We start from the raw sequence: 24838 nt of genomic DNA, 5'->3' as shown, positions 1-24838 counted from the left end.
GCGATGGTGGCCGGTTCAGGAGATGCGGTCCGCGATGAGCGGGCCGCCGGTGAGCACGGGCTCGCCGGCGTCGCCGATGCGGTACGCGCCGTCGAGAGCTTCGAGCGCGCGCTCGAAGCGGGCCGGCTCGTCGGCGGAGAGCGTGAACAGCGGGTCGCCGGCGCGGACGGTGTCCCCCGGCTTCGCGTGCAGGTCGACGCCCGCGGCGTGCTGCACGGGGTCCTGCTTGCGGGCGCGTCCTGCGCCGAGGCGCCAGGCCGCGATGCCGAACGGCAGCGCCTGCTGCTCGACCAGCACGCCGTCGCGGTCGGCGACGACCGTGTGCGTCTCCTTGGCGACCGGAAGAGGAGCGTCCGGGTCTCCACCCTGCGCGCGGATGGTCTCGCGCCACTTGTCCATCGCGCGGCCGTCCTTGAGGGCTGCCTCGACATCCACGTCGGTCTTGCCTGCGAGTGCGAGCATCTCGCGCGCCAGCTCGATGGTCAGCTCGACGACGTCCGCCGGTCCTCCACCCGCCAGGACCTCGACGGATTCGCGCACCTCGTTGGCGTTGCCGATGGCGAAGCCGAGGGGCACGTTCATGTTGGTGAGCAGCGCAGAGGTCGCGACGCCGGCGTCCCGCCCGAGGTCGACCATCGTGCGCGCCAGCTCGCGCGACTTCTCGATGTCCTTGAGGAACGCACCGGAGCCGAATTTCACGTCCAGCACGAGCGCGCCGGTGCCCTCCGCGATCTTCTTGCTCATGATCGACGACGCGATCAGCGGGATGGCCTCGACTGTGCCGGTGATGTCGCGCAGCGCGTACAGCTTGCCGTCGGCGGGAGCGAGGCCCGAGCCCGCGGCACAGATCACGCCGCCCACATCCCGCAGCTGGTCGAACATCTCCTGATTGGTCAGGTTGGCCCGCCAGCCCGGGATGCTCTCCAGCTTGTCGAGCGTGCCTCCCGTGTGCCCGAGCCCACGCCCGGACAGCTGCGGCACCGCTGCGCCGAACGTCGCGACGAGCGGCATCAGCGGCAGGGTGATCTTGTCCCCGACGCCGCCGGTGGAGTGCTTGTCCGTGGTCGGCTTGCCGAGGCCCTCGAAGCTCATCCGCTCGCCGGAGGCGATCATGGCCATGGTGAGGTCTTTGATCTCGCGGCGGGTCATCCCGTTCAGGAAGATCGCCATCGTCATGGCCGCCATCTGCTCGTCGCCGACGTAGCCGCGGGTGTACGCGTCGATCAGCCAGTCGATCTGCGGCGTCGACAGCTCACCGCTGTCGCGCTTGGTGTGGATGAGGTCGACGGCGTCGAACGCCTCGACCGTGCCTGCGGTCTCGCTCATGTGTGCTCTCTCAGTGGTTGTGCGCTGCGGCGTACTCGGTCAGCTGGCGGGGGCCGAACGCATCCGGCAGCACCTCGTCGATGGTGCGGAAACCGGAGACGGTCTCGAGCACCATGCCCTCCGCCGAGTGCTCGTAGAGCAGCTGGCGGCAGCGCCCGCACGGCATCAGCACGTTCCCGTCGCCGTCCACGCAGGTGAACGCCACCAGGTGGCCTCCGCCGGACATGTGCAGCGCGGAGACGAGTCCGCACTCTGCGCACAGGGTCACGCCGTAGCTGGCGTTCTCGACGTTGCAGCCGGACACGATCCGGCCGTCGTCGACCAGTGCAGCAGCGCCGACCGCGAACTTCGAGTACGGGATGTACGCGTGCGTCATCGCCTCTCTGGCCGCGGCACGGAGCGCGTCCCAGTCGACGGCGTCTTCCGCACTCATGATTTGATGTACGGCTTGCCGTCGGCCGCTGGGGCGCGGGAGATGCCGACGAGGCCGGCGACCGCGAAGATCGTCACCACGTACGGCAGCATCAGCATGAACTCGCTGGGCACCGGAGCTCCGATGATCCCGAGCGTGGTCTGCAGGTACGACGCGAAGCCGAACAGCAGGGCGGCCAGGGTGGCCCGGATGGGGTCCCAGCGCCCGAAGATGACGGCCGCGAGAGCGATGAAGCCCGCGCCGTTCGTCATCTCTTTGCCGAACGCGCCGACGGACGCGAGCGTGAAGTACGCCCCGCCGAGGCCGGCCACGGCTCCCGCGAGCGACACGTTCCAGAACCGGGTGCCGTTGACGTTGATGCCGACGGTGTCCGCCGCCTTCGGGTGCTCGCCGACGGCGCGGACGCGCAGACCCCAGCGGGTCTTGAACAGCCCGAACCAGACCAGGAACACCGCGATGTACATCAGGTAGACGATGATCGTCTGCTTGAACAGCACGGGGCCGATCACCGGGATCTCGCTGAGCAGCGGGATCGGGAGGCGCTCGAACCGCGGAGGGTTGTTCAGAACGGGGATGTCGTTGGACAGCACGGTGGAGAAGAGGAAGCTCGTGAGTCCGGTGACGAGCACGTTCAGCACGACACCCACGATCACCTGCTCCACCAGGTACTTGATCGCGAAGGCCGCGAGCACGAACGACACCAGCACACCGGCGAGCATCGCCGACAGCATCCCGATGATGAGCGCTGCGACGACCGGCAGGTGCCAGACGTGCTGCGCCACGGAGGCGATGAACGCGGAGACGAACGCCCCGGCGAGCAGCTGGCCCTCGATCGCCACGTTCACGACACCGGCGCGCTCGGAGATGACGCCGCCCAGCGCGCCGAACACCAGGGGCACGGAGAGGCTCACGCTGCCGAGCAGCAGGCCGGTGAACGGCACGGTGTGGCCGGCGGCCGCCCAGGTGAGGAACCCGAACATGAACACCAGCGCGAACACGATGGCGTACCAGATCGGCACCTTGCGGCCGGAGGCGATGTAGAAGTACGCGCCGACGGCCAGGATCGCGCACAGGATGGCGCAGACGATGCTCGTCGCCTGCGTCGGCACGGTCAGCAGCGGGATGGCGAAGAAGTCGCCAGGGTCGGCGAACCGGAAGCTGCTCTCCCCCTGCCTGGGCAGGAACACGAAGAGCACGATGGCGAGCAGGGCGAAGACGCCGAGCGCGATCGGCGCCTTCCAGCTCTTGATCTGGGTGCGCTCGAGGACGATCTGGTCACTCGACGGGATGCCTGGCTGGGTCTCGGTGACGGTGCTCACTTCGCTGCCACCTCCTTGCTGACGACGGGAAGGGGGGACTTCTTGGACGCGACGCCCGGGGTGGGCAGGCGGAAGATCGCCCGCACGAGCGGCGGGGCCGCGATGAACAGCACGATGAGCGACTGCACGACGAGCACGATGTCGATCGGGATGTCGTTGGCCGCCTGCATCGCGAAGCTTCCCGCCTTCAGAGCGCCGAACAGCAGTCCCGCGATGAACGTGCCCCACGGCCGGGAGCGGCCGAGCAGCGCGACGGTGATCGCGTCGAAGCCGATGCCGGCATCCAGGTCGGAGGTGATGCCCTGCGGGAAGGTGCCGAGCGCCTGGTTCACACCGGCGAAGCCGACGAGGCCACCTGCGATCAGCATGGCGACGAAGTAGACGTTCTTGACGTCGATGCCGGCGACGCGGGCGGCGTTCGGGTTCTCACCGACCGCCTTGAACCGGAAGCCCATCGCCGAACGGTTGAGCAGCCACCACACGAAGACGGTCAGCGCGATGACGATGACGAAAGCCCAGGTGAGGTTGTACTGGTTGCCGAACAGCGGGGGCAGGATGGCGTTCGGCTTCACCGGAGGCGACTTCGGGTTGCTCGATCCGGCCATCTGGAAGAGGCCGGGTGTGCGGAGGAAGTACGCCAGCAGGTAGAAGGCGATGTAGTTGAGCATGATCGTGACGATCACCTCGTGCGCACCGGTCCGCGCCTTGAGCAGACCGGCGATGCCGCCCCAGATCGCTCCACCGGCGATACCGGCTGCGATGGCCAGCACCAGGTGCAGCACGGGAGGGAGGTTGAACGACCAGCCGACCCAGCCTGCTGCGCCCGCGGCGATCAGCATCTGGCCGCGGCCACCGATGTTGAACATGCCAACGCGGAAGGCGAGGGCGACACCGAGGCCACCGGCGATCAGCGGCGTGGCGAAGGTGAGCGTCTCGGTCAGGGGCCGGATGCCCGCCGCGAACGACGGACGGCGGAAGTTGTAGATCGAGCCCTGGAACAGGGAGACGTAGGCGCTCGACACCGAGTGCCAGATGGCCCCGAAGGTGTCGCCCGGGCGGGCGAAGAAGTAGCCGGACGCCTTCTGCACGTTCGGGTCGGTGACCGCGATCAGGATGGCGCCGATCACCAGGGCGATGACGACGGCGAGGATCGAGATGACCACGCTTCCACCCGCGATGTCGCGCAGAGCGACCTGCCAGCGGGACGGCGGCTCGACGGCCGGGGCCTTCGTCGGCTCCGGACCCTTGGTGGGTTCGGGGGCCTGGGCGGTCTGGCTCATGCTGCGAGCTCCACATCCGCCGGCAGCTCGCCGGCCATCATGAGGCCGAGCACGGCACGCGAGGTGTTGCCCGGCACGATTCCTACGATTCCCCCGCGGTACATCACGGCGATCCGGTCGGCGAGGGCCGCGACCTCGTCGAGCTCGGTCGAGACGACGATGACGGGGATGCCGGCATCCCGTGTCGCGACGATGCGCTTGTGCACGAACTCGATGGATCCGACGTCCAGGCCGCGCGTCGGCTGAGCGGCGACGAACAGGCTGAGGTCGCGGCTCAGCTCGCGGGCGAGGACGACCTTCTGCGCGTTGCCGCCGGAGAGCTTGCCAACCTTGGTGTCGACGCCCTGAGCGCGCACGTCGAACTCCTTGATCTTGTCCTCGGCGAACTCGGTGCGGTAGCCGAGCTGCAGGTTGCCTCCCTTGACGAACGGCTCGCCGTTCGAGCGGTCGAGCATCAGGTTCTCCGCGATGGTGAACTCGCCGACCAGGCCGTCCTCGTTGCGGTCCTCCGGAACGAAGCCGACACCGGCGTCGAGCACCCGGCGGACGCTGTGGCCCTGGATGTGCTTGCCGTCCAGCTCGATCGTGCCCTCGACGCGCGGCTGCAGGCCGAGGATCGCCTCGGTGAGCTCGGTCTGGCCGTTGCCCTGCACTCCGGCGATGGCGAGGATCTCGCCCGCCTTGACGTCGAAGCTGACGTTGTTCACGACGAGTTGCCCGATCGGGTCGATCACCGACAGGTCGCGGACGATGAGGGCGGGAGCGCCCGGCGTCGCCGGCTCCTTGTGGACGGTCAGCTCGACGGCGCGGCCGACCATCATCGACGCCATCTCGGTGTTCGTGGCGGTCGGCTCGGTCTCGCCGACGACCTTGCCGAGGCGGATGACCGTGATCCGGTCCGCGACCTCGCGCACCTCGCGCAGCTTGTGGGTGATGAAGACGATGGCCGTTCCCTGCTCCTTGAGCTGGCGCATGATCGCCATCAGCTCGTCGGTCTCCTGCGGGGTGAGCACGGCGGTCGGCTCGTCGAACACGAGCACCTTCGCGTTCTGGGACAGCGCCTTGATGATCTCGACGCGCTGCTGGACGCCGACGGGCAGGTCCTCGATCAGTGCATCCGGGTCGACGTCGAAGCCGAAGCGGTCCGAGATCTCGCGCACCCGCTTGCGGGCGGCGCTGAGATCGAGGCGCCCGGCGAACCCGGTCTCCTCGTGGCCGAGCATGACGTTCTCGGCGACCGTGAACACGGGGATCAGCATGAAGTGCTGGTGCACCATGCCGATGCCGGCCTTCATCGCGTCGCCCGGTCCGGCGAAGTGCTGGACGACGTCGTCCAGCAGGATCTCGCCTTCGTCGGCCTGGTAGAGGCCGTACAGGACGTTCATCAGGGTGGACTTGCCTGCGCCGTTCTCGCCGAGCAGACAGTGGATCTCGCCTGGTTCGACCGTGAGGTCGATGTGGTCGTTGGCGACCAGGGCACCGAACCGTTTGGTGATGCCGCGAAGTTCGAGCTTCATTCGGGTGGGGTTCCTTCTCTACTCGCCCGGGTGGAGCGATGACGCGCGAAACGGCGGATGGGCCTCGTTGCGCGTCTTCACCCTACCTTTTGCACATATGTCAGTGTGTGCTCAGTTGAGCAGCAGTGACAAGGGCCAAAAGACGGGGAGGCCAGCGCGAGCTGACCTCCCCGATAGTGCGATGTCGCTGTTACGCCTTGGGCGACGACGGCGACTCGACCGTGATCGAGCCGTCGATGATGCCGGCCTTGATCTTGTCCAGCTCGCCCTGCAGGCCCTTGTCCACCTTCGACTCGAAGTTGTGGAAGGGGGCCAGGCCGACGCCGTCGTTCTTCAGCGTTCCGACGTACGGCGTGTTGGTGAAGTTGCCCTTCGCCGCGTCCTTGACGACGGACGCGGTCGCGGTGTCGAGACCCTTCATCACCGAGGTGAGCAGGATGTCCTTGACCGACGGGTCCGAGATGAAGACGTCGGTGTCGACGCCGACCATCGCGATGTCCTTGCCGGAGTCCTTGATCGCCTGCGCTGCCGACTGGTAGATCGGGCCGCCGACGGGCATGATCACGTCAGCGCCCTGGTCGATGATGCCCTGAGCCGTGGTCTTGGCGGTGTCGTTGGCGTCGAAGCCACCGGTGAAGGCACCGTTCTGAGCCTTGACGTCCCAGCCGACGACCTTGACGGACTTGCCCTTCTGCTGGTTGTAGTACGCGACGCCGTCCGCGAAGCCGTCCATGAAGATCGTGACGGTCGGGAACTGCATGCCACCGAACGTGCCGACGATGCCGGACTTCGAGTAGCTGGCCGCCGCGTATCCGCCGAGGAAGGCGGCCTGAGCGGTGTCGAAGATGATCGGGCGCACGTTGTCCGCCGTGATCTCGTTGTCGTCGACCGTGGCGAAGTCGATGTCCGAGTTGGCCTTGGCGGCCTTCTCGGTGGCGTCCTTCAGGTTGAACCCGACCGAGATGATCAGGTTGCAGTTCTGGTCGACCATGCTCTGGATGTTCGGGCTGTAGTCGTTCGCGTTCTTCGACTCGGCCTTCTTGTAGCTGATGCCGAGGCTCTTCGTCGCGCTGACCATGCCGTTGTAGCTGGTCTCGTTGAACGACTTGTCGTCGAATCCGCCGGCGTCGGAGACCATGCAGGGCAGGAAGTCGCTCTTCGCTGCTCCGGTGGTCGAGGTGTCCGACGGGGCAGCCGAACACGCGGCCAGCATCGACATGACGCCGACCGCTACCAGGCCGAGCACTCCGGCCTTACGGGCTGTGATTGTCAAGGTGGTGTCCTCCAAGATGCAGGCCTCCGCGGGTGAAGGAGGCCATTTGCTGTTCACGTTACCGAATGTGACGAACTGCTCCGTTCGAATATCCGGCTTCTTCATGCAAGCGTTACAAACGCACGCCTGTTTGGCACCTGCTCATTTGAGCATCCTGGCCCCCATCGCGTGTCCCCCGTCTACAGCCACCCGCGCTTCTTGAACACGAAGTAGAGGAGTCCGCTCAGCCCGAGCATGGCCAGGATCGCCAGCGGGTAGCCGAACGTCCAGTCGAGTTCGGGCATATGCGTGAAGTTCATCCCGTACACGCCGGCGACCAGCGACGGCGCGAAGAGGATCGCCGCCCAGGACGAGATGCGCTTGACCTCCTCACCCTGCCGGTGCGTGGAGTGCGCGAGTCTCGTCATTTCCTCGTTCTGCCGTTCGGAGACGAGGGTCGAGTTCACGGTGAGGATGTCGCGCAGCAGTTGCCGGAAGCCGTCGACCCGCTCGTTGACCACCGTGAGGTGGTCTGCAACGTCGCGCAGCCCGCGCTGCAGCTCCTGGGTGACGCCGTACTTCGACGACCCGTGCTCCAGCGCATCCATCACCGCCGTCAGTGGATGCGTGGCCCTCTGGAAGTCGATGACCTCGCGCGACAGCTCGTAGATGCGCCGGGACACCAGTGCGTCCCGCCCGAACACCTGCGTCTCGATCTCGTCGATGTCGTTGGCGAGGCCGGCGACGACCGGGCTGTACGCATCCACCACCGCGTCGATGATCGCGTAGAGGATGGCCTGCGTGCCGAGGGCGAGCAGTTCCGGCTCCCTCTCCATGCGCTGGCGCACGTGCGAGAGGTCGGGCGACTCGCTGTGGCGCACCGTGATGACGAAGTTCGGGCCGACGAAGAGGTGCAGCTCGCCGAAGTCGACCTCCTCCGGCACGTCCAGGTAGTTGGCCGCCTTGAGCACGACGAACAGCACGGTGTCGTAGCGCTCCAGCTTGGGACGCTGGTGGGCGACGATCGCGTCCTCGATGGCCAGCTGGTGCAGGCCGAACTCGTCGGCGAGCGACATCAGCTCCTCGGCGGTCGGCCGGTAGAGACCGATCCAGGCCACGCCGTCCTCCGTCGCGTCGAGCGCGCGGTACGTCTCGGCCAGGCTCTGCGGAGAGGCCACCCGGTGGCCGTTCGAGTAGATCGCGCTGTCGACCATGCTCGGGCGCGGCTGCCGGGGCGGATTCTGCTCCACCGACTCGTCGGAGGGAGGGTCGACCCGGCGGGAGCGAGAGACGAAGGGCATCGGGATGCCGCGTCGATTGGTGTTCGAGGCCATGAGTCACCTCCGGAGTGGAGCGTACGGGTGGACCGGTCCTGCTCGCAGGGCCACCTAACTGTACGCGCGCTGTCTGCCGCCACGCTGGACGCGCGTGCGCGCCCCTGAGATGACGCTTCCGTAGTGCGCGACGAGCTCGCTGCAGACGGCGTCCCAGCTCCGTCCGAGCACGGCCCGCCTGCCTGCCTCGCCCATCCGGAACCGCAACGGTGCGTCGGCGGCGAGCATGCCGACCGCCGCGCGCAGCGCCCTGTCGTCCGATGGCTGCACGAGCAGGCCGTCGACGCCGTGCTCGACCAGATCGATCGGCCCTCCCGCCCGCGGCGCCACCACCGGGACGCCGGAGGCGTGCGCCTCCTGGATCGTCTGCCCGAACGTCTCCTCCGTCCCGGTGTGCGCGAAGATGTCGAAACTCGCATACGCCGCGGAGAGGTCGGCGCCGCCGAGCCTGCCCAGCCAGGTCACGGGCATCCCGCGCAGTTCGCGGGACACCGCCGCTCGGGCGGGGCCGTCGCCGACGATCGCGAGGTGCAGGCCCGGGATGCCGCGAAGCGCCCTCAGCCGCTCCACCTGCTTCTCCGGTGCGATGCGGCCGACGTAGCCGACGACGAGCTCGCCGTCCGGGGACAGCTGGTCGCGCAGTGCGATGGCGGCCGGCGTCCTCCTGTTGTTGGGGTGGTATCGCTCCAGGTCGACGCCGCGCCCCCAGCGTGCGAGCGTCCGCACGCCCGCGGTGCGCAGGTCGTACTCGGACGCCGCGGACGGCACGAGGGTGAGGTCCGCCCCGTCGTGCACCCAGCGCACGTACTTCCAGGCGATGGCCGAGGTCATCCCGAGCCCGTTGCGGCGGGCGAACCCGGCGACGTCGGTCTGGTAGACGGCGACGGACGGCACGGCCAGCCTGTTCGCCGCCGCGATGGCCTGCGCGCCGAGCAGGAACGGGGATGCCGCGTGCAGCACATCCGGCTCGAACCTGGCCAGGATGCGTTGCACCTGCGGGCTCGGCAGCCCGACGGGGAACTGGCGGTACGCCACGGACGGCACCTGGTGGATGCGGAACCCGGCGTACTCGGCCGGCGCTCCCGCATCCGGGCACACCACGATCGCCTCGTGCCCGGCGTCCGCCAGATGGTCGAGCACCCGGAGGACGCTCGTGGTCACCCCGTTCACTGTGGGGAGGAAGCTCTCGCTGACCACCGCTACGCGCATGCCGCCAGGCTAGGCAGGGCGGGTGACCCCGGCGTGAACGGCTCGTGTCCGGGAGGGCTCGGTATCCTTTCGATATGGCACATACCTCCAGCGCGCTCGATCGCTTCTACGCAGTGATCCCGGCGGGCGGCATCGGCTCCAGGCTCTGGCCGCTCTCCCGGGCGGACGCGCCGAAGTTCCTGCACGACCTCACAGGCTCGGGACAGACCCTGCTGCGCGACACCTGGGACCGGCTCTCCCCGCTCTCCGGCGAGCAGCGGATCATGGTGGTCACCGGGCGCGCGCACCGCGCGGCCGTCGAGGCGCAGCTGCCCACCCTGGCCGACCACAACGTGGTGCTCGAGTCCGAGCCGCGCGACTCCACCGCGGCCATCGGCCTCGCCGCCGCCATCCTGGAGCGGCGGGAGCCCGGCGTGATCATCGGCTCGTTCGCGGCCGACCACGTCATCAAGAACCAGCCGCTGTTCGGCGCTGCCGTCCGCGAGGCCATCGCCTCCGCGGACGCGGGGTACATCACCACCATCGGCATCCGGCCCACCGAGCCTGCCGTCGGCTTCGGCTACATCCGCACCGGGGACGGCCTCGCCATCGACGGGGCGCCGAGCGCCATCTCGGTGACCGAGTTCGTGGAGAAGCCCGACCTGGAGACGGCGGAGGGCTACCTCGCGAGCGGCGCGTACCTCTGGAACGCCAGCATGTTCATCTCCCGCGCCGACCGCCTGCTCGAGGAGATCGGCCGCTCCAAGCCCGAACTGCTCGCCGGGTTGCTCGAGCTCGCAGAGGCCTGGGACGACCCTGCCACCCGCGGGCCGGCCGTCGACCGCATCTGGCCCGGTCTCGAGAAGATCGCCATCGACTACGCGGTGGCGGAGCCGGCGGCCAGCCGCGGCGTGCTCTCGGTGATCCCCGGCTACTTCGACTGGGACGACGTCGGAGACTTCGCATCTCTCGCCAAACTCAACTCGGGCGGTCGCAAGTCCGACCTCGCGATCCTCGGAGAGAACGCCCGCGTGCTCTCCGACGCGTCGAGCGGCATCGTGGTCAGCCAGTCCGGCCGGGTGATCAGCCTCATCGGCGTGAAGGACATCGTGGTCGTCGACACCCCGGATGCACTGCTCGTCACCACGAGCGAGAACGCCCAGCGCGTGAAGGCCGTCGTGGACGCGCTGAAGCTCACCGGTTCCAGCGACGTGTTGTAAGGGCGCAGCCATCCGGATGCGCTAGCGTTCCGTCCGGCACCTGTCGCGCACCCGAAGATCCCGACAGGCAGCCGGGGGTGGATTCAATGTTCGACGCGCTGCTGACGACCGATGTCGTCGATGGCCCTGTCATCGTCGCCGTGCTCGCGCTCGCGGGCGTCGCCGTCACGTTCCTGCTGGTGCGCCGTCCGACGGCGCGCTGGCTGGTCACCGCCCTCTCCGCCGTCGCGGCCGGACTCGTGGTCTCCGTGGGCATCTGGCTGGTCGCCGTGCGCTGGCTCGACCTCTTCGGCACATCGCTCGGCCTGGTGAACTACGCGTGGATCACCGCGACCTGCTGTGCGGTGGCGCTGGCCGTGGCGAACCTGTGGCGGTCGCCCCGGTGGCGGAAGATCGTGGCGGTGGCGTGCATCCCGGTGTTCATCGCGGCGGGGACGCTAGCGGTCAACGCGACATACGGGATCAATCGCACGCTCGGCAACCTGCTCTCCATCTCGACGGACAAGCCCATCCGGCTCACTCCTCCGACGGCGGCATCCGGGTACGACACGCAGCTCTGGAAGCACTGGACGCCCCCTGCCGACCTTCCCGAGCACGGCAAGACCGGGAGCCAGGTCATCCCGAACACCGGATCGGGCTTCCCCTCCCGTCCCGCCGGCATCTACCTCCCGCCGGCGGCGCTCGTGAAGAACCCGCCTCCGCTCCCCCTCGTCGTGATGCTGATGGGCCAGCCGGGCAACCCGGACCCGTACCAGGCGGCGGCGGTGCTCGACCCGATCGCGGCGAAGCACGGCGGGCTCGCGCCCATCGTGATCGTCGCCGACCAGCTCGGCGACCCCCTCAAGGATCCGCTGTGCCTCGACACGAAGCGGTTCGGCAAGGCGCAGACCTTCCTCACCCAGGATGTCGTCGACTGGGCGCAGAAGCACCTGAACATCACCCACGACCGCCGGTTCTGGACCATCGCCGGCTATTCCAACGGCGGGCAGTGCGCCCTCTCGATCGCGGTCAAGCGTCCGGACCTGTTCAGCAACCTGATCGACATCTCCGGCGAAGAGTTCCCCGGCTCCGACCACGAGGCGGCCGTGCTGCACGACGTCTTCGGCGGCGACAGGGACGCCTACGAGGACCAGAAGCCGCTGCGGCTCATGCGCGGCAAGGACTTCCGGCACACCACCGCCGTCTTCACGGTGGGCTCGGACGACGCGATGTACCGGCCCGTCGCCCTCCGGGTCGCCGCAGCGGCCAGGCAGGTCGGGATGAACGTCGACTACCACGAGGTGCACAACGGCGGCCACGTGCAGAAGGCGCTCACCGGAGGCCTGCAAGAGGGCTTCCGGGTGCTCTATCCGGTTCTCGGACTCGCCGCACCCTCCTGAGCCGATGCGAGCCGATTTGTCTCGACGTCGAGACACTTAGGCACGCCTAAGCAGCGTGGAACAGCCGTGCGGCATAGACTGGTGCAGCGCTCCAGCGCGTCAGCAAGCGACCACAACCAGGGAGGGTTGTTCGTGCCAGATCAAGCGGCAGGAACCCTGCAGCCGACCAAGAACAGGCCGGGCGGGACACTGTACCGGGGCCGAGAGGGAATGTGGTCGTGGGTGCTGCACCGCATCACGGGCGTCGCCATCTTCTTCTTCCTCCTCGTGCACATCCTCGACACCTCGCTCATCCGGGTCAGCCCCGAGGCGTACAACGCGGTGATCGGGACGTACAAGAACCCCATCATGGGACTCGGTGAGATCGCCCTGGTCGCGGCCATCGTCTTCCACGCCTTCAACGGCATCCGGATCATCCTCATCGACTTCTGGAGCAAGGGCGTCAAGTACCAGAAGGTCATGTTCTGGACCGTCATCGTGCTCTGGGTGGTGCTGATGGCCGGCTTCGTCCCGGTGCAGCTCATCCACATCTTCGGAGAGGGGCACTGACCATGACGACCATCGAAGCTCCCCGCACCCCGTCCCGTCCCGCCCGCAAGAAGGGCGTCAACTGGGAGAAGTGGGGCTGGATCTACATGCGCGCGTCCGGCGTGCTGCTGATCGTCCTCATCTTCGGGCACCTGTTCGTGAACCTCGTCATGGGCGAGGGCGTCAAGCAGATCGACTTCGCCTTCATCGGCGGCAAGTACGCCACCCCGTTCTGGCAGGTCTGGGACCTGCTGATGCTCTGGCTCGCGATGATCCACGGCGGCAACGGGATGCGCACCCTGGTCAACGACTACTCGCACAACCGTGTGGTCAACCGCATCCTGAAGGGCGCCATCCTGGCAGCCGTCGTGGTGCTGGTCGTCCTCGGAACCCTCGTGATCTTCACCTTCGAACCGTGCCCTGCAGGCGCTCCGGCCGATCTTCTGCCGTCGTTCTGCCCGGTCAAGTAATCACCTAGTAGCCAACGACTACGGAAAACGCTGTGACAACTGAAACCTCTGAATCGACCGTCATCGACGGCGTCCACTATCACGAGTTCGACATCGTCATCGTCGGAGCAGGCGGGGCGGGGATGCGCGCCGCCATCGAAGCCGGACCGCACGCCAGGACCGCGGTGATCTCGAAGCTCTACCCCACCCGCTCCCACACGGGAGCCGCGCAGGGCGGCATGGCCGCTGCGCTGGCGAACGTGGAGGAGGACAGCTGGGAGTGGCACACCTTCGACACCGTCAAGGGCGGCGACTACCTCGTCGACCAGGACGCGGCGGAGATCCTCGCCAAGGAGGCCATCGACGCGGTCATCGACCTCGAGAACATGGGCCTGCCGTTCAACAGGACACCAGAGGGCAAGATCGACCAGCGCCGCTTCGGCGGTCACACCCGCGACCACGGCAAGGCCCCTGTGCGCCGCGCCTGCTACGCGGCGGACCGCACCGGCCACATGATCCTGCAGACGCTGTTCCAGAACTGCGTCAAGCTCGGCATCAACTTCTTCAACGAGTTCTACGTCCTCGACGTGATCATGAACGAGGTGGACGGGGTCGACCAGCCCGCCGGCGTCGTCGCGTACGAGCTGGCCACCGGTGAGCTGCACGTCTTCCACTCGAAGGCGATCATCTTCGCGACCGGCGGATTCGGCAAGATCTACAAGACCACCTCCAACGCCCACACCCTCACGGGTGACGGCGTCGGCATCATCTGGCGCAAGAAGCTCCCGCTGGAAGACATGGAGTTCTTCCAGTTCCACCCGACCGGCCTTGCCGGGCTCGGCATCCTCCTCACCGAGGGTGCGCGCGGTGAGGGCGCGATCCTCCGCAACGCCAGCGGTGAGCGCTTCATGGAGCGCTACGCCCCCACCATCAAAGACCTCGCGCCGCGCGACATCGTCGCCCGCTGCATGGTCCAGGAGGTGGCGGAGGGCCGCGGCGCCGGTCCGCACAAGGACTACGTGCTCCTCGACTGCACCCACCTGGGCGCAGAGGTCCTGGAGACCAAGCTCCCGGACATCACCGAGTTCGCCCGCACATACCTGGGCGTCGACCCCGTCGTCGAGCCGGTCCCCGTGATGCCGACGGCGCACTACGCGATGGGCGGCATCCCGACCAACACGGCGGCCGAGGTCCTCCGCGACAACACCACCGTCGTCCCCGGCCTCTACGCCGCCGGCGAGTGCGCCTGCGTGTCCGTGCACGGCTCCAACCGTCTGGGCACCAACTCGCTCCTCGACATCAACGTGTTCGGCAAGCGCGCGGGCAACAACGCGGTCGAGTACGTCAAGACCGCCACCGCCGTCCCGCTCCCCGCCGACCCGGCCAAGGCCGTCCGCGACATGATCGACGGTCTCCGCAACGGAACCGGCACCGAGCGCATCGCAGCCATCCGCAAGGAGCTGCAGGACGAGATGGACAAGAACGCTCAGGTGTTCCGCACCGATGAGTCCCTCGCGAAGGTCACCCAGACCATCCACGAGCTGCGCGACCGGTACCGCAATATCGTCGTGCAGGACAAGGGCAAGCGGTTCAACACCGACCTGCTCGAGGCCGTCGAGCTGGGCTTCCTGCTCGACCTCGCCGAGGTCGTCGTCTTCTCGGCCCGCAACCGCCAGGAGAGCCGCGGCGGCCACATGCGCGACGACTACCCGAAGCGCGACGACGAGAACTACATGAAGCACACCATGGCCTACCTGTCGGGCGACCCCCACTCGTCCGACGCCGCCGACCACATTCGTCTCGACTGGAAGCCGGTCGTCGTGACCAACTACCAGCCGATGGAGAGGAAGTACTGATGTCGAACGCCGTGCTCGAGACTCCGCCCGCACCTGAGGCGCCGATCCAGTCGTTCACCGTGACCCTGATCATCCGGCGTTTCGACCCGGATGTGGACACGGAGCCGCGCTGGCAGGACTTCGACGTCGAGATGTTCCCGACCGACCGCATCCTGGACGCGCTGCACAAGATCAAGTGGGAGCAGGACGGGTCGCTGACCTTCCGCCGCTCCTGCGCGCACGGCATCTGCGGGTCGGACGCCATGCGCATCAACGGCCGCAACCGCCTCGCCTGCAAGACGCTGATCAAAGACCTCGACATCTCGAAGCCGATCTACGTCGAGGCGATCAAGGGCCTGCCGCTCGAGAAGGACCTCATCGTCGACATGGAGCCGTTCTTCGCCTCCTACCGCGAGGTGCAGCCCTTCCTCGTCGCGAACAGCACTCCCCCGAAGGACAAGGAGCGCATCCAGTCCGTCGCGGACCGCGCGCGCTTCGACGACACGACCAAGTGCATCCTGTGCGCGGCGTGCACCTCGTCCTGCCCGGTGTTCTGGACCGACGGCCAGTACTTCGGCCCCGCCGCGATCGTCAACGCGCACCGCTTCATCTTCGACTCCCGCGACGACAACGCGCAGGTGCGTCTCGACATCCTCAACGACAAGGAAGGCGTGTGGCGCTGCCGCACCACCTTCAACTGCACCGACGCCTGCCCGCGTGGCATCCAGGTGACGCAGGCCATCGCCGAGGTCAAGCAGGCCATCATGCGAGGCAAGCCCTAAGCACCAGCACGAAACACCACGAACTGCGCGATTTCCACCCGGAGATCGCGCAGTTCTTGGTATCTGGCGGTCGATAAGCTGACACCGTGGCCAAGAAGTCGAAGCGGGACGTCGCGCCTGTGCGTCCCGACCGGGCACTGCAGCGCGCGGAGGGCACGATCGAGCCGGAGTCCGAGTCGCTGAAGGACCGGATCACCGAGGCGACCGAACCGCTCCGCGAGCGGCTCGAACGGCCGGTCGCGCGGGTCACCATCTGGGCCAAGTGGGTGAAGGCGCTGCGGCCGTACCGGGTCTACATGAACTTCTCGTACAGCGATGGCAACCTGCGCGCCGCCGGGATGGGCTACCAGTCCCTGTTCGCAGTGTTCGCCGCGATCTGGGTGGCGTTCTCGGTGGCAGGCATCTGGCTGACAAGCAACCCGGATGTTCTGAAAGCGCTGACCGACGTGATCAACCGCGCCATCCCCGGCCTCATCGCGGTGAACGGCCATCCCGGCGCCATCCAGCTGTCGCAGCTGGAGGGCGCGACCTCGTTCGGCTGGACGGGCATCATCGCCGCCATCGGCCTGATCTGGACCGCCATCGGCTGGCTGTACTACACCAGGCAGGCCGTCCGCGCGGTATTCGGTCTCTCCCGTGACACCACCAACTATGTGCTGCAGAAGATCCGCGACCTCGGCCTCGCGCTGATGTTCGGCGTCGTGCTGCTGATCTCGGCGGTGCTCACCATCGTCAGCACCGAGGCACTTACCTTCGTGCTCGACCTGGTCGGACTGAGCGACACGTTCTGGACCAACTTCGTGGCCAGGGTCTCCGGGCTGTTCGTCTCCGTGCTGCTCAACATCGTCACGCTCGGGGCGATGTTCCGGGTGCTCGCCCGGGTGGCCGTGCCGTGGCGCAACCTCTTCTTCGGCACCCTGCTCGGCAGCCTGACGCTGGCCGGCCTGAGCACCCTCGCCGGGGTGTTCTTCAACGGCGCCACAAAGAACCCGCTGCTGGCGACCTTCGCCGTGTTCATCGGTCTGCTGATCTGGTTCAACTTCGTCTCGCGGGTGATGCTGCTGTCCGCATCCTGGATCGCCGTCGGGATGTTCGACAGGGGCCTCTCCCCGCGCATGGTCACCCCCGAGCAGGCGGCGGCGGAGAAGGCGGCGGAGGAGCACAGCGCGCGCGTCGTCGTCGCCAAGGCGGAGCTGGAGCAGGCGAAGCGGGAGCTCGCCTCCGCGAAATGGCTCGGGCGGCTGCGAGCGCAGCGGGCGGTCGAACGCGCCCAGAACGAGCTCAACGACGTGCTCGACGAGGGGACCGTCGGTCGTCCCCGGTAGGCTTGATCCATGCCTTCGAAGCCCGTGCGTATCGCCACGATCAACACCAACGGCATCCGCGCCGCCTTCCGCAAGGGCATGGGAGCGTGGCTCGACACGCGCGACGTCGACATCCTCGCCATCCAGGAGGTGCGCGCCTCCACGGAAGACATCCAGGCGCTGCTCGGCGAGGAGTGGGACATCCTGCACGACCCTGCGACGGCCAAGGGCAGGGCCGGGGTCGCGATCGCGAGCAGGCACCGCGCATCCATCCACCGGGTGGAGCTCGGAGCAGAAGACTTCGACAGCGCTGGGCGCTGGCTCGAAGCGGACTACGAGGTGGGCGGCACGATCATCACGGTGGTGAGCACCTACGTCCACTCCGGTGAGGCGGACTCCCCCAAGCAGGTCGAGAAGTACAAATTCCTGGATGCGATGGAGGCCCGCCTCCCCGAGCTGCAGAAGCACAGCGAGTACGCGGTCGTGCTCGGCGACCTCAACGTCGGGCACCGCACGCTCGACATCCGCAATTGGAAGGGCAACGTCAAGCGCGCCGGCTTCCTCCCCGAGGAGCGCGCGTACTTCGACCGCTTCATCGGCGCGGAGGGCGACGACGCCTACAACGCGGGCGGCGGCCTCGGCTGGGTCGACGTCGGGCGCAAGTGGGCAGGAGAGGTCGACGGACCGTACACCTGGTGGTCGTGGCGCGGGCAGGCGTTCGACAACGACACTGGCTGGCGCATCGACTACCAGCTGGCGACCCCGGCGCTGGCGGCCACGGTGAAGCACTACGCGGTCGACCGCGCAGAGGCGTACGACGAGCGATGGTCCGACCACACTCCCGTGGTCGTCGACTACGCCATCTGACCCGCCTCCCATACTGAGCTTTCAAGGACACACCATGACAACACTCCCCCGCCTCTATTCGGGCATGCAGCCGTCTGCAGACTCCCTGCAGCTCGGCAACTACATCGGCGCTCTGCTGCAGTGGAAAGAACTGCAGACCACACACGACGCCTTCTTCTCCGTCGTCGACATGCACGCCATCACGGTGTCGCAGGAGCCGGCGGAACTGCGCGAGAAGACCCGCAGGACGGCCGCGCAGTACATCGCGGCCGGCATCGACCCGTCCGCATCCACCCTGTACGTGCAGTCGCACGTCCCCGCCCACGCGGAGCTCGCCTGGGTGCTCAACACGATCACCGGCTTCGGTGAGGCGTCGCGGATGACCCAGTTCAAGGACAAGTCGGCCAAGCAGGGCGCGGAGGCCACCTCGGTCGGGCTGTTCGCCTACCCGGTGCTGATGGCCGCGGACATCCTGCTCTACGGTGCAGAGGTCGTGCCGGTCGGCGACGACCAGCGCCAGCACGTCGAGCTCACCCGCGATCTGGCCGAGCGCTTCAACAGCCGGTTCGGGGAGACGTTCGTCGTGCCGCAGGCGATGATCCTCAAGGAGAGCGCCCGCATCTACGACCTGCAGAACCCGACGGCCAAGATGTCGAAGTCCGCGGAGTCGCACGCCGGGGTGGTGTGGCTGCTCGACGAGCCGAAGGTCACGCAGAAGAAGATCATGCGCGCTGTGACGGACACCGACGGCGTCGTGTCCTTCGACCGCGACGGCAAGCCGGGCATCTCCAACCTGCTGACGATCTACTCCTCGCTCTCCGGCCGGAGCATCGAGTCCATCGAGGTGGAGTACGACGGCAAGGGCTACGGAGACTTCAAGAAGGGGCTGGCCGAGGTGGTCGTCGAGACGTTCTCGCCGATCCGCGAGCGCGCTCTCGACCTGCTCGCCGACCCGGCAGAGCTCGACCGCATCCTGGCCAGGAACGCCGAGCGGGCGGAAGAGATCGCCGAGGCCACCCTGGCGACCGTCTACGACCGCGTCGGCTTCCTGCGCCGAGCACGCTGAGGGATCCCCGTGACGAGCGCAGAGACGAACTCGCGTGAGCCCGTCGTCCTGACGGGCTCACGCGTCGTGCTCTCCGTGCCCGGCGCCTCCGACATCGACCGGGTGGCCGAGCTGTGCTCCGACCCGGCGATCGCGCACTGGACGACGGTGCCCTCTCCGTACACGCGGGGCGACGCGGAGACGTTCGTGCTCGACATCGTCCCTGGGGGGTGGACAGCGGGCAGCTCGTGCACCTGGGCGATCCGCGAAACGGCGGACGGCCCACTGATGGGCATGATCGGGGTGGACGACATCCACCACGGTGAGGGCGAGATCGGCTTCTGGCTGGCGCCGGAGGCCAGGGGGCGCGGCCTCATGAGCGCCGCCGTCTCGCTCGTGGTCGATCACGCGCTCGCGGCGGCCCCCGGCGGCCTCGGCCTCGCGCGGCTGGTGTGGCGGGCGTTCGTCGGCAACGCCGCCAGCGCATCCGTCGCCCGGCGCGCCGGGTTCCGGTTCGAGGGCACTCGACGTGCGGGAGGCATCCAGCGCGGCGCCAGGCTCGACGACTGGCAGGCCGCCCTGCTGCCGGACGACCCGCGCGAGCAGGCGGGCGACTGGCCGGACGCCACCTACGTTCACGCGGACGGCTCGTGACCGCTCCGTCCGTCGTGCTGTTCGACCTGGACGACACACTGTTCGCCCACCGGGCTGCCGTCGCCCGCGGCATCCAGCGGCACGTCGCCGCGCTCGGAGAGCCGTACGGCGCCCTGGATGCGGCCACGACGGTCGCGTACTGGCACCAGCTGGAGGAGACGCACTACCACTCCTACCTCGCCGGGCAGCTCGACTTCGAGGGGCAGCGTCAGGCGCGCGCCCGCGACTTCGCCGCCCGCCACGGCGTCGCCCTCGACGACGCCGCGGCGAGCGTGTGGTTCGCGACGTACTTCGAGCACTACGTGGAGAGCTGGGCGCTGCACGACGACGCGCTCCCGTGCCTGGATGCGCTGACCGGGCGCATCCCCGGCGTGCGGTTCGGGCTCATCACCAACGGCGACCTGGCGTTCCAGACGCGCAAGGTGACGACCGTGGCCCTCGACCAGCGGGTCGAGCACGTGATCGCGTCCGGGGAACTCGGCGTCGTGAAACCGGACCCGGCCATCTTCCTGCACGCCTGCGAGGTCTTCGGTGTCGTGCCGTCCGACGCCGCGTACATCGGCGACCGCCTGCGCACCGACGCGATCGGCGCCGCCCGCGCCGGCCTCACCGGGGTCTGGCTCGACCGCACCGGCGATGCGCAGACGCTGGAGGACGCTGCGGATGCTACGGCGGCCGGTGTGCTGCGCATCCGGTCGCTCGCCGAGCTGCCGGCGCTGCTCGCCCCCTGAACTGAACGCCCCTGAACGCGAGAACGCCGCCCGGCTGAGCCGGGCGGCGTTCGTCGTGGTGGTGCTGACTAGGCGTTCTGCACGTCTTCGTCGACCCAGTCGAAGGTCTTCGTGACGGCCTTCTTCCAGAGGCGGAGCTGACGGTCGCGCTCGTCCGCATCCATCTTCGGCTCCCAGCGGCTGTCCTCCTGCCAGTTCTTGCGCAGGTCGTCCAGGTTCTCCCAGAAGCCCGTCGCGAGACCGGCGGCGTACGCGGCACCCAGCGCGGTCGTCTCCGCGACGACCGGGCGGATGACGGGGACGCCGAGGATGTCGGCCTGGAACTGCATCAGGGTGTTGTTGGCGATCATGCCGCCGTCCACCTTGAGCTCGGTGAGGTCCACGCCGGAGTCCGCGTTGACCGCATCCAGCACCTCGCGGGTCTGGAAGGCCGTGGCCTCCAGGGCGGCGCGGGCGATGTGTCCCTTGTTGACGTACCGGGTGAGGCCGACGAGCGCACCACGCGCATCCGACCGCCAGTACGGCGCGAACAGACCGGAGAACGCCGGAACGAAGTACGCTCCGCCGTTGTCCTCGACCGTCTTCGCCAGCTCCTCGATCTCCGGGGCGCTCGAGATGATGCCCAGGTTGTCGCGCAGCCACTGCACCAGCGAACCGGTGACGGCGATGGAACCCTCGAGGGCGTAGTGCGGCTTCGCGTCGCCGAGCTTGTAGCCCAGCGTCGTCAGCAGACCGTTCTTCGAGTGGACGATCTCCTCACCCGTGTTGAAGATGAGGAAGTTGCCCGTGCCGTAGGTGTTCTTGGACTCGCCGGTGTCGAACGCGGCCTGGCCGAACGTGGCCGCCTGCTGGTCGCCGAGGATGCCGGCGACCGGCACCTCGCGGAGCAGGCTGGACGGCTCGACCTGGCCGTAGACCTCGGACGAGCTCTTAATCTCCGGGAGCATCGACTTCGGGACGCCGAACACCTCGAGGATGTCGTCGCGCCAGCTGAGCGTCTCGAGGTCCATGAACAGGGTGCGGGAGGCGTTCGTCACGTCGGTGGCGTGCACACCGCCGTCCGGGCCGCCGGTCAGGTTCCAGAGCACCCACGAGTCCGTGGTGCCGAAGAGCAGGTCCCCGGCCTCCGCGCGCTCGCGTGCGCCTTCGACGTTCTCCAGGATCCAGACGATCTTGGTGCCGGAGAAGTAGGTCGCCAGCGGAAGGCCGACGATCGGCTTGAAGCGCTCGACGCCGCCGTCGGCCGCCAGGCGGTCCACGATCGGCTGCGTGCGGGTGTCCTGCCAGACGATGGCGTTGTAGACGGGCTCGCCGGTGTTCTTGTCCCAGACCACCGCGGTCTCGCGCTGGTTGGTGATGCCGACAGCAGCGATGTCGTGACGGGTGAGGTCCGCCTTCGACAGAGCCTGGCCGATCACCTCGCGGGTGTTGTTCCAGATCTCGACGGGGTTGTGCTCGACCCAGCCGGCCTTCGGGAAGATCTGCTCGTGCTCCAGCTGACCGGTCGAGACGATCGACCCGGACTTGTCGAAGATGATCGCACGGGTACTGGTCGTGCCCTGATCGATGGCGACAACGTACTCGGCCATAGGTAACTCCTTTGTTTTGGGGGGTGGGACTGACGCGGGCCGATCCGTTTCCGGATCGGCCCGCGGGTATTACTTGAGGATGGGGAGCAGGATGATGCCGAGCCAGCCGGCGAGGAGACCGCCGATGATCGGGCCGACGACGGGAACCCAGGAGTACGACCAGTCGCTCGAGCCCTTGCCCTTGATCGGCAGGATCGCGTGCGCGATGCGCGGACCGAGGTCACGGGCAGGGTTGATGGCGTATCCGGTCGGGCCACCGAGGCTGGCGCCGATGCCGATCACCAGGAGGGCGACGGGCAGAGCACCGAGGGCGGCGAGACCGGCGGCCTGGCCGGGCTGGTGACCGAACGCGATCACCACGAACACCAGCACGAAGGTGCCGATGATCTCCGTCACGAGGTTCCACGCGTAGCTGCGGATCGCCGGGCCGGTCGAGAAGACGCCGAGCTTGTTGGCGGGCTCAGGCTCCTCGTCGAAGTGCTTCTTGTACGCCAGCCAGGTCAGGACGGCGCCGATGATGGCACCGATCAGCTGAGCCAGGATGTACAAGGCCACGACACCGAAGTTCACCGGAACCAGCGTGTGCGCGGCGGCGGAGCCGAAGGCCTTGGCGCCGTTGGCGACAAGTCCGAGCGTCACAGCGGGGTTCAGATGGGCGCCGGAGTTGTAGGAAACGATCACACCAGCGAAGACCGCGAGGCCCCAGCCGATGTTCACCATCAGGAACCCGCCGTTGAAGCCCTTGTTCTTGATGAGTGCGACGTTCGCCACGACGCCGGTACCGAGGAGGACGAGCATCGCCGTGCCCACCAACTCCGACAGGAAATCTACACCGATATTGTCCACGTTGACCTTCCAGTTGTTCAGTTGACCCGCACCCTGTTGTGCGATGTGGTGTGGTTCTCGTCAGGGTGGGCAATTGAACGCTATTAGCGCCAGCCCACCGTGACAAGAACCGTGCTATGCACGTTCGTGCATCATCGGAGCGCCGCGGCTTCGCTGCCGTCCTCCGACTCGAGGTGCACCCGGTGGGCGTCGGCGAGTTCCGCTATGAATGCATCTTCCTCCTCAGACCGCCGAATTGGCGACCATCCGAGTGCGTTCGCCACGATTTCGCCCACCTCGCGCACGAGACCGCCGCTGATTCCGCCGACGAACGCGATGCTGGTGCGGCGCAGGAAGACGTCGGAGAGGTGCGCGACGTGCTCGGTGCGCACCAGGTAGTCGATCTCTGCGCGCGAGTAGTCCGGCGCCCCGGCGAGGCGGGTGTCGTCGTCGCTGCCCGCGATGGCGTCGATCACGTACGTCGCCTTGGTGCCGTAGCGGTGAAGCAACTGGGATGCGCGCTCGGCACCCACGTCTGCGCCGTACCTGGCCACCCAGTCGCGCTCCGCCGCGGGCGTCGACGGGAAGCCGGCGCCTCCACCGATGGCGAGACCGGCGGTGGACACCCTGCGGGACGCGCCGAGCGCATCCAGGGTCTCGTTGGCCAGGTGCTCGCTCAGCGCTCGGAACGTCGTCCACTTGCCGCCCACCAGGCTGAGGACCGCGGTCGAGCCGAGGCCGTCGATGGTGCCGGGGACGATGCGGTAGTCACGCGAGACGAAACCGGGGGCGGTGTCGTCGTGGTGCGGCAGCGGGCGGACGCCGGAGAAGCTGTAGACGATCTGCGAACGGGTCACCGGGATCGTTGGGAAAACGTGCGAGACCAGCTCGATGAAGTAGTCGATCTCGTCCTCGGTGCACACGGCGCGCTCGGACATGTCCGCTTCGAGGTCGGTGGTGCCGACCATGACGCGGCCCTTGAGCGGGTAGATCAGCACGATGCGGCCGTCGTTGTTCTCGAAGAACATCTCGCGGCCCTTGCACGCCTCGAGCAGCTCCTGGTTGTCGAGGACGATGTGCGAGCCCTTCGTGCCTCCCATGAACTCCGTGCTGCGGCCGAGCGCTGCGTTGGTGAGGTCGGTCCACGGACCGGACGCGTTCACGACCACGTCGGCGACGATGCTGAACTCCTCGCCGGTCTCGCGGTCGCGGACGAGCACTCCCCCGTCGCGCGTGCCGATGGCCTCGACGTAGTTGGCCGCGCGGGCGTGCGGGCCGGCCGCGAGACCGTCGGCCAGCACATCCAGGGCCAGGCGCTCCGGGTCGTGGACGCTGGCGTCGAAGTACGTCGCGGTGTACTTGATGCCGGGGTTCAGCTCCGGCTGGGTCTCCAGCGACTTCTTCTTGCCGGAGAACTGGTGACGGGGCACGCTGCCTCCGTCGCGCGAGAACGAGTCGTAGATCGTCAGGCCGGTCTTGATGAGGAACGCGCCGCGCTCCTTCGGCTTGCCCTGCTTGTGGGTGAGGAAGCGCAGCGGGGCGGCCAGGATGCCCGAGAAGGTGGAGAAGATCGGGATGGTGGTCTGCAGCGGCTTGACGTAGTGCGGCGCGATCTTGAGCAGGCCGTTGCGCTCGGTCACCGACTCCTTGACCAGCCGGAACTCGCCGTTCTCCAGGTAGCGGACGCCGCCGTGGATCATGTGGCTCGACGCTGCGGACGCTCCGGAGACGAAGTCGTTGCGCTCGACGAGGATCACGTCGACGCCCTGCAGGGCCAGGTCGCGGAAGGTGCCGAGGCCGTTGATGCCACCGCCGATGACGAGCACCCTGGCGTTCGGGCGTTCGCGAAGTCGTTCGACCTCGGTGCGGGTTGCGTTCGACTTCGTTGCCACGGCTACTCCTGTTTTTCCTCGGGGCGGATTTCTGCCAGCTATAGTTTTCGATGCCCGGACACTTTGTTCAAGCTGGCTGCACATACGTGCAACCGCAGCTCGACGAGAGA

The 24838-nt window shown here is 67.7% G+C and carries 22 protein-coding genes; 11 read left to right on the top strand and 11 right to left on the bottom strand.

Annotated elements, in window-relative coordinates; genetic code table 11:
- Positions 1-15: 15 nt before the first annotated feature.
- The 8 genes from HF024_RS04905 to HF024_RS04870 form a co-directional block, all read right to left on the bottom strand.
- Positions 16-1326, bottom strand: a complete 1311-nt coding sequence (locus tag HF024_RS04905) for a thymidine phosphorylase (RefSeq protein ID WP_168688842.1) — start codon at positions 1324-1326, stop codon at positions 16-18.
- Between the two features lie 10 nt (positions 1327-1336).
- On the bottom strand, positions 1337-1759 hold the full coding sequence (locus HF024_RS04900; protein ID WP_168688841.1) for a cytidine deaminase: 423 nt from the start codon (positions 1757-1759) through the stop codon (positions 1337-1339).
- On the bottom strand, positions 1756-3048 hold the full coding sequence (locus HF024_RS04895; RefSeq protein ID WP_247597409.1) for an ABC transporter permease: 1293 nt from the start codon (positions 3046-3048) through the stop codon (positions 1756-1758). Before HF024_RS04895 ends, HF024_RS04900 begins: the two co-directional genes overlap by 4 nt.
- Before the next feature lie 26 nt (positions 3049-3074).
- Complete coding sequence (locus HF024_RS04890; protein ID WP_085369174.1) at positions 3075-4358, bottom strand: ABC transporter permease; 1284 nt, start codon at positions 4356-4358, stop codon at positions 3075-3077.
- The gene (locus HF024_RS04885; RefSeq protein ID WP_168688840.1) at positions 4355-5875 is read right to left on the bottom strand and encodes an ABC transporter ATP-binding protein; all 1521 of its coding nucleotides are present in this window, start codon (positions 5873-5875) and stop codon (positions 4355-4357) included. Before HF024_RS04885 ends, HF024_RS04890 begins: the two co-directional genes overlap by 4 nt.
- A gap of 190 nt (positions 5876-6065) precedes the next feature.
- Complete coding sequence (locus HF024_RS04880) at positions 6066-7148, bottom strand: BMP family ABC transporter substrate-binding protein (protein ID WP_168688839.1); 1083 nt, start codon at positions 7146-7148, stop codon at positions 6066-6068.
- Between the two features lie 179 nt (positions 7149-7327).
- Positions 7328-8461: a magnesium and cobalt transport protein CorA gene (locus tag HF024_RS04875; protein WP_085369176.1), complete on the bottom strand. Its 1134-nt coding sequence runs from the start codon at positions 8459-8461 to the stop codon at positions 7328-7330.
- A gap of 54 nt (positions 8462-8515) precedes the next feature.
- Positions 8516-9670: a glycosyltransferase family 1 protein gene (locus HF024_RS04870; protein WP_168688838.1), complete on the bottom strand. Its 1155-nt coding sequence runs from the start codon at positions 9668-9670 to the stop codon at positions 8516-8518.
- A 74-nt stretch (positions 9671-9744) separates the two neighbouring features.
- On the opposite strand from HF024_RS04870, the gene HF024_RS04865 reads away from it, so the two are divergent.
- The 11 genes from HF024_RS04865 to HF024_RS04815 all read left to right on the top strand — a co-directional run bounded on the left by HF024_RS04865 (position 9745) and on the right by HF024_RS04815 (position 20422).
- On the top strand, positions 9745-10869 hold the full coding sequence (locus tag HF024_RS04865) for a mannose-1-phosphate guanylyltransferase (RefSeq protein ID WP_168688837.1): 1125 nt from the start codon (positions 9745-9747) through the stop codon (positions 10867-10869).
- Between the two features lie 86 nt (positions 10870-10955).
- On the top strand, positions 10956-12248 hold the full coding sequence (locus HF024_RS04860; RefSeq protein WP_168688836.1) for an alpha/beta hydrolase-fold protein: 1293 nt from the start codon (positions 10956-10958) through the stop codon (positions 12246-12248).
- A gap of 132 nt (positions 12249-12380) precedes the next feature.
- Complete coding sequence (gene sdhC / locus HF024_RS04855; protein ID WP_085369253.1) at positions 12381-12797, top strand: succinate dehydrogenase, cytochrome b556 subunit; 417 nt, start codon at positions 12381-12383, stop codon at positions 12795-12797.
- A 2-nt stretch (positions 12798-12799) separates the two neighbouring features.
- Positions 12800-13246, top strand: coding sequence for a succinate dehydrogenase hydrophobic membrane anchor subunit (locus HF024_RS04850; protein WP_085369180.1), 447 nt, complete (start codon positions 12800-12802; stop codon positions 13244-13246).
- 32 nt (positions 13247-13278) lie between these two features.
- Positions 13279-15081: a succinate dehydrogenase flavoprotein subunit gene (gene sdhA, locus HF024_RS04845; protein ID WP_085369181.1), complete on the top strand. Its 1803-nt coding sequence runs from the start codon at positions 13279-13281 to the stop codon at positions 15079-15081.
- Positions 15081-15842 (top strand): succinate dehydrogenase iron-sulfur subunit, encoded by a 762-nt coding sequence (locus HF024_RS04840; RefSeq protein ID WP_085369182.1) that lies wholly within the window; start codon positions 15081-15083, stop codon positions 15840-15842. The genes sdhA and HF024_RS04840 overlap by 1 nt, the downstream gene beginning before the upstream one ends.
- 86 nt (positions 15843-15928) lie before the next feature.
- On the top strand, positions 15929-17167 hold the full coding sequence (locus HF024_RS04835) for a YihY/virulence factor BrkB family protein (RefSeq protein WP_085369183.1): 1239 nt from the start codon (positions 15929-15931) through the stop codon (positions 17165-17167).
- Positions 17168-17176: 9 nt separating this feature from the next.
- Entirely contained in the window at positions 17177-18013 is an 837-nt protein-coding gene (locus tag HF024_RS04830; protein WP_168688835.1) for an exodeoxyribonuclease III, read from the top strand.
- 34 nt (positions 18014-18047) lie between these two features.
- Positions 18048-19058: a tryptophan--tRNA ligase gene (trpS, locus tag HF024_RS04825; RefSeq protein ID WP_085369185.1), complete on the top strand. Its 1011-nt coding sequence runs from the start codon at positions 18048-18050 to the stop codon at positions 19056-19058.
- Positions 19059-19067: 9 nt separating this feature from the next.
- Positions 19068-19691 carry a GNAT family N-acetyltransferase gene (locus tag HF024_RS04820; RefSeq protein ID WP_085369186.1) on the top strand — a complete coding sequence of 208 codons (624 nt, stop codon included), beginning with the start codon at positions 19068-19070 and terminating at the stop codon, positions 19689-19691.
- Positions 19688-20422, top strand: a complete 735-nt coding sequence (locus tag HF024_RS04815) for an HAD family hydrolase (protein WP_085369187.1) — start codon at positions 19688-19690, stop codon at positions 20420-20422. The genes HF024_RS04820 and HF024_RS04815 overlap by 4 nt, the downstream gene beginning before the upstream one ends.
- 68 nt (positions 20423-20490) lie before the next feature.
- On the opposite strand, the gene glpK is transcribed toward HF024_RS04815, so the two are convergent.
- The 3 genes from glpK to HF024_RS04800 form a co-directional block, all read right to left on the bottom strand.
- On the bottom strand, positions 20491-22011 hold the full coding sequence (glpK, locus tag HF024_RS04810) for a glycerol kinase GlpK (RefSeq protein ID WP_085369188.1): 1521 nt from the start codon (positions 22009-22011) through the stop codon (positions 20491-20493).
- Between the two features lie 69 nt (positions 22012-22080).
- Positions 22081-22857, bottom strand: a complete 777-nt coding sequence (locus HF024_RS04805) for an MIP/aquaporin family protein (protein ID WP_085369189.1) — start codon at positions 22855-22857, stop codon at positions 22081-22083.
- 131 nt (positions 22858-22988) lie between these two features.
- Entirely contained in the window at positions 22989-24728 is a 1740-nt protein-coding gene (locus HF024_RS04800) for a glycerol-3-phosphate dehydrogenase/oxidase (RefSeq protein ID WP_247597307.1), read from the bottom strand.
- Between the last annotated feature and the right edge of the window lie 110 nt (positions 24729-24838).

The sequence above is a fragment of the Leifsonia sp. PS1209 genome (assembly GCF_012317045.1).
GTDB lineage: Bacteria > Actinomycetota > Actinomycetes > Actinomycetales > Microbacteriaceae > Leifsonia.
This window is presented reverse-complemented; position numbering and strand designations above follow the sequence as displayed.

Bases quoted from the DNA above. Each gene is read 5' to 3' on its own strand.
- trpS (WP_085369185.1), top strand. From the start codon at position 18,048: ATGACAACACTCCCCCGCCTCTATTCGGGCATGCAGCCGTCTGCAGAC.
- HF024_RS04850 (WP_085369180.1), top strand. From the start codon at position 12,800: ATGACGACCATCGAAGCTCCCCGCACCCCGTCCCGTCCCGCCCGCAAG.
- HF024_RS04900 (WP_168688841.1), bottom strand. From the start codon at position 1,759: ATGAGTGCGGAAGACGCCGTCGACTGGGACGCGCTCCGTGCCGCGGCC.
- HF024_RS04905 (WP_168688842.1), bottom strand. From the start codon at position 1,326: ATGAGCGAGACCGCAGGCACGGTCGAGGCGTTCGACGCCGTCGACCTC.
- HF024_RS04840 (WP_085369182.1), top strand. From the start codon at position 15,081: ATGTCGAACGCCGTGCTCGAGACTCCGCCCGCACCTGAGGCGCCGATC.
- HF024_RS04875 (WP_085369176.1), bottom strand. From the start codon at position 8,461: ATGGCCTCGAACACCAATCGACGCGGCATCCCGATGCCCTTCGTCTCT.
- HF024_RS04885 (WP_168688840.1), bottom strand. From the start codon at position 5,875: ATGAAGCTCGAACTTCGCGGCATCACCAAACGGTTCGGTGCCCTGGTC.
- HF024_RS04870 (WP_168688838.1), bottom strand. From the start codon at position 9,670: ATGCGCGTAGCGGTGGTCAGCGAGAGCTTCCTCCCCACAGTGAACGGG.
- HF024_RS04860 (WP_168688836.1), top strand. From the start codon at position 10,956: ATGTTCGACGCGCTGCTGACGACCGATGTCGTCGATGGCCCTGTCATC.
- glpK (WP_085369188.1), bottom strand. From the start codon at position 22,011: ATGGCCGAGTACGTTGTCGCCATCGATCAGGGCACGACCAGTACCCGT.
- HF024_RS04865 (WP_168688837.1), top strand. From the start codon at position 9,745: ATGGCACATACCTCCAGCGCGCTCGATCGCTTCTACGCAGTGATCCCG.
- HF024_RS04890 (WP_085369174.1), bottom strand. From the start codon at position 4,358: ATGAGCCAGACCGCCCAGGCCCCCGAACCCACCAAGGGTCCGGAGCCG.
- HF024_RS04830 (WP_168688835.1), top strand. From the start codon at position 17,177: ATGCCTTCGAAGCCCGTGCGTATCGCCACGATCAACACCAACGGCATC.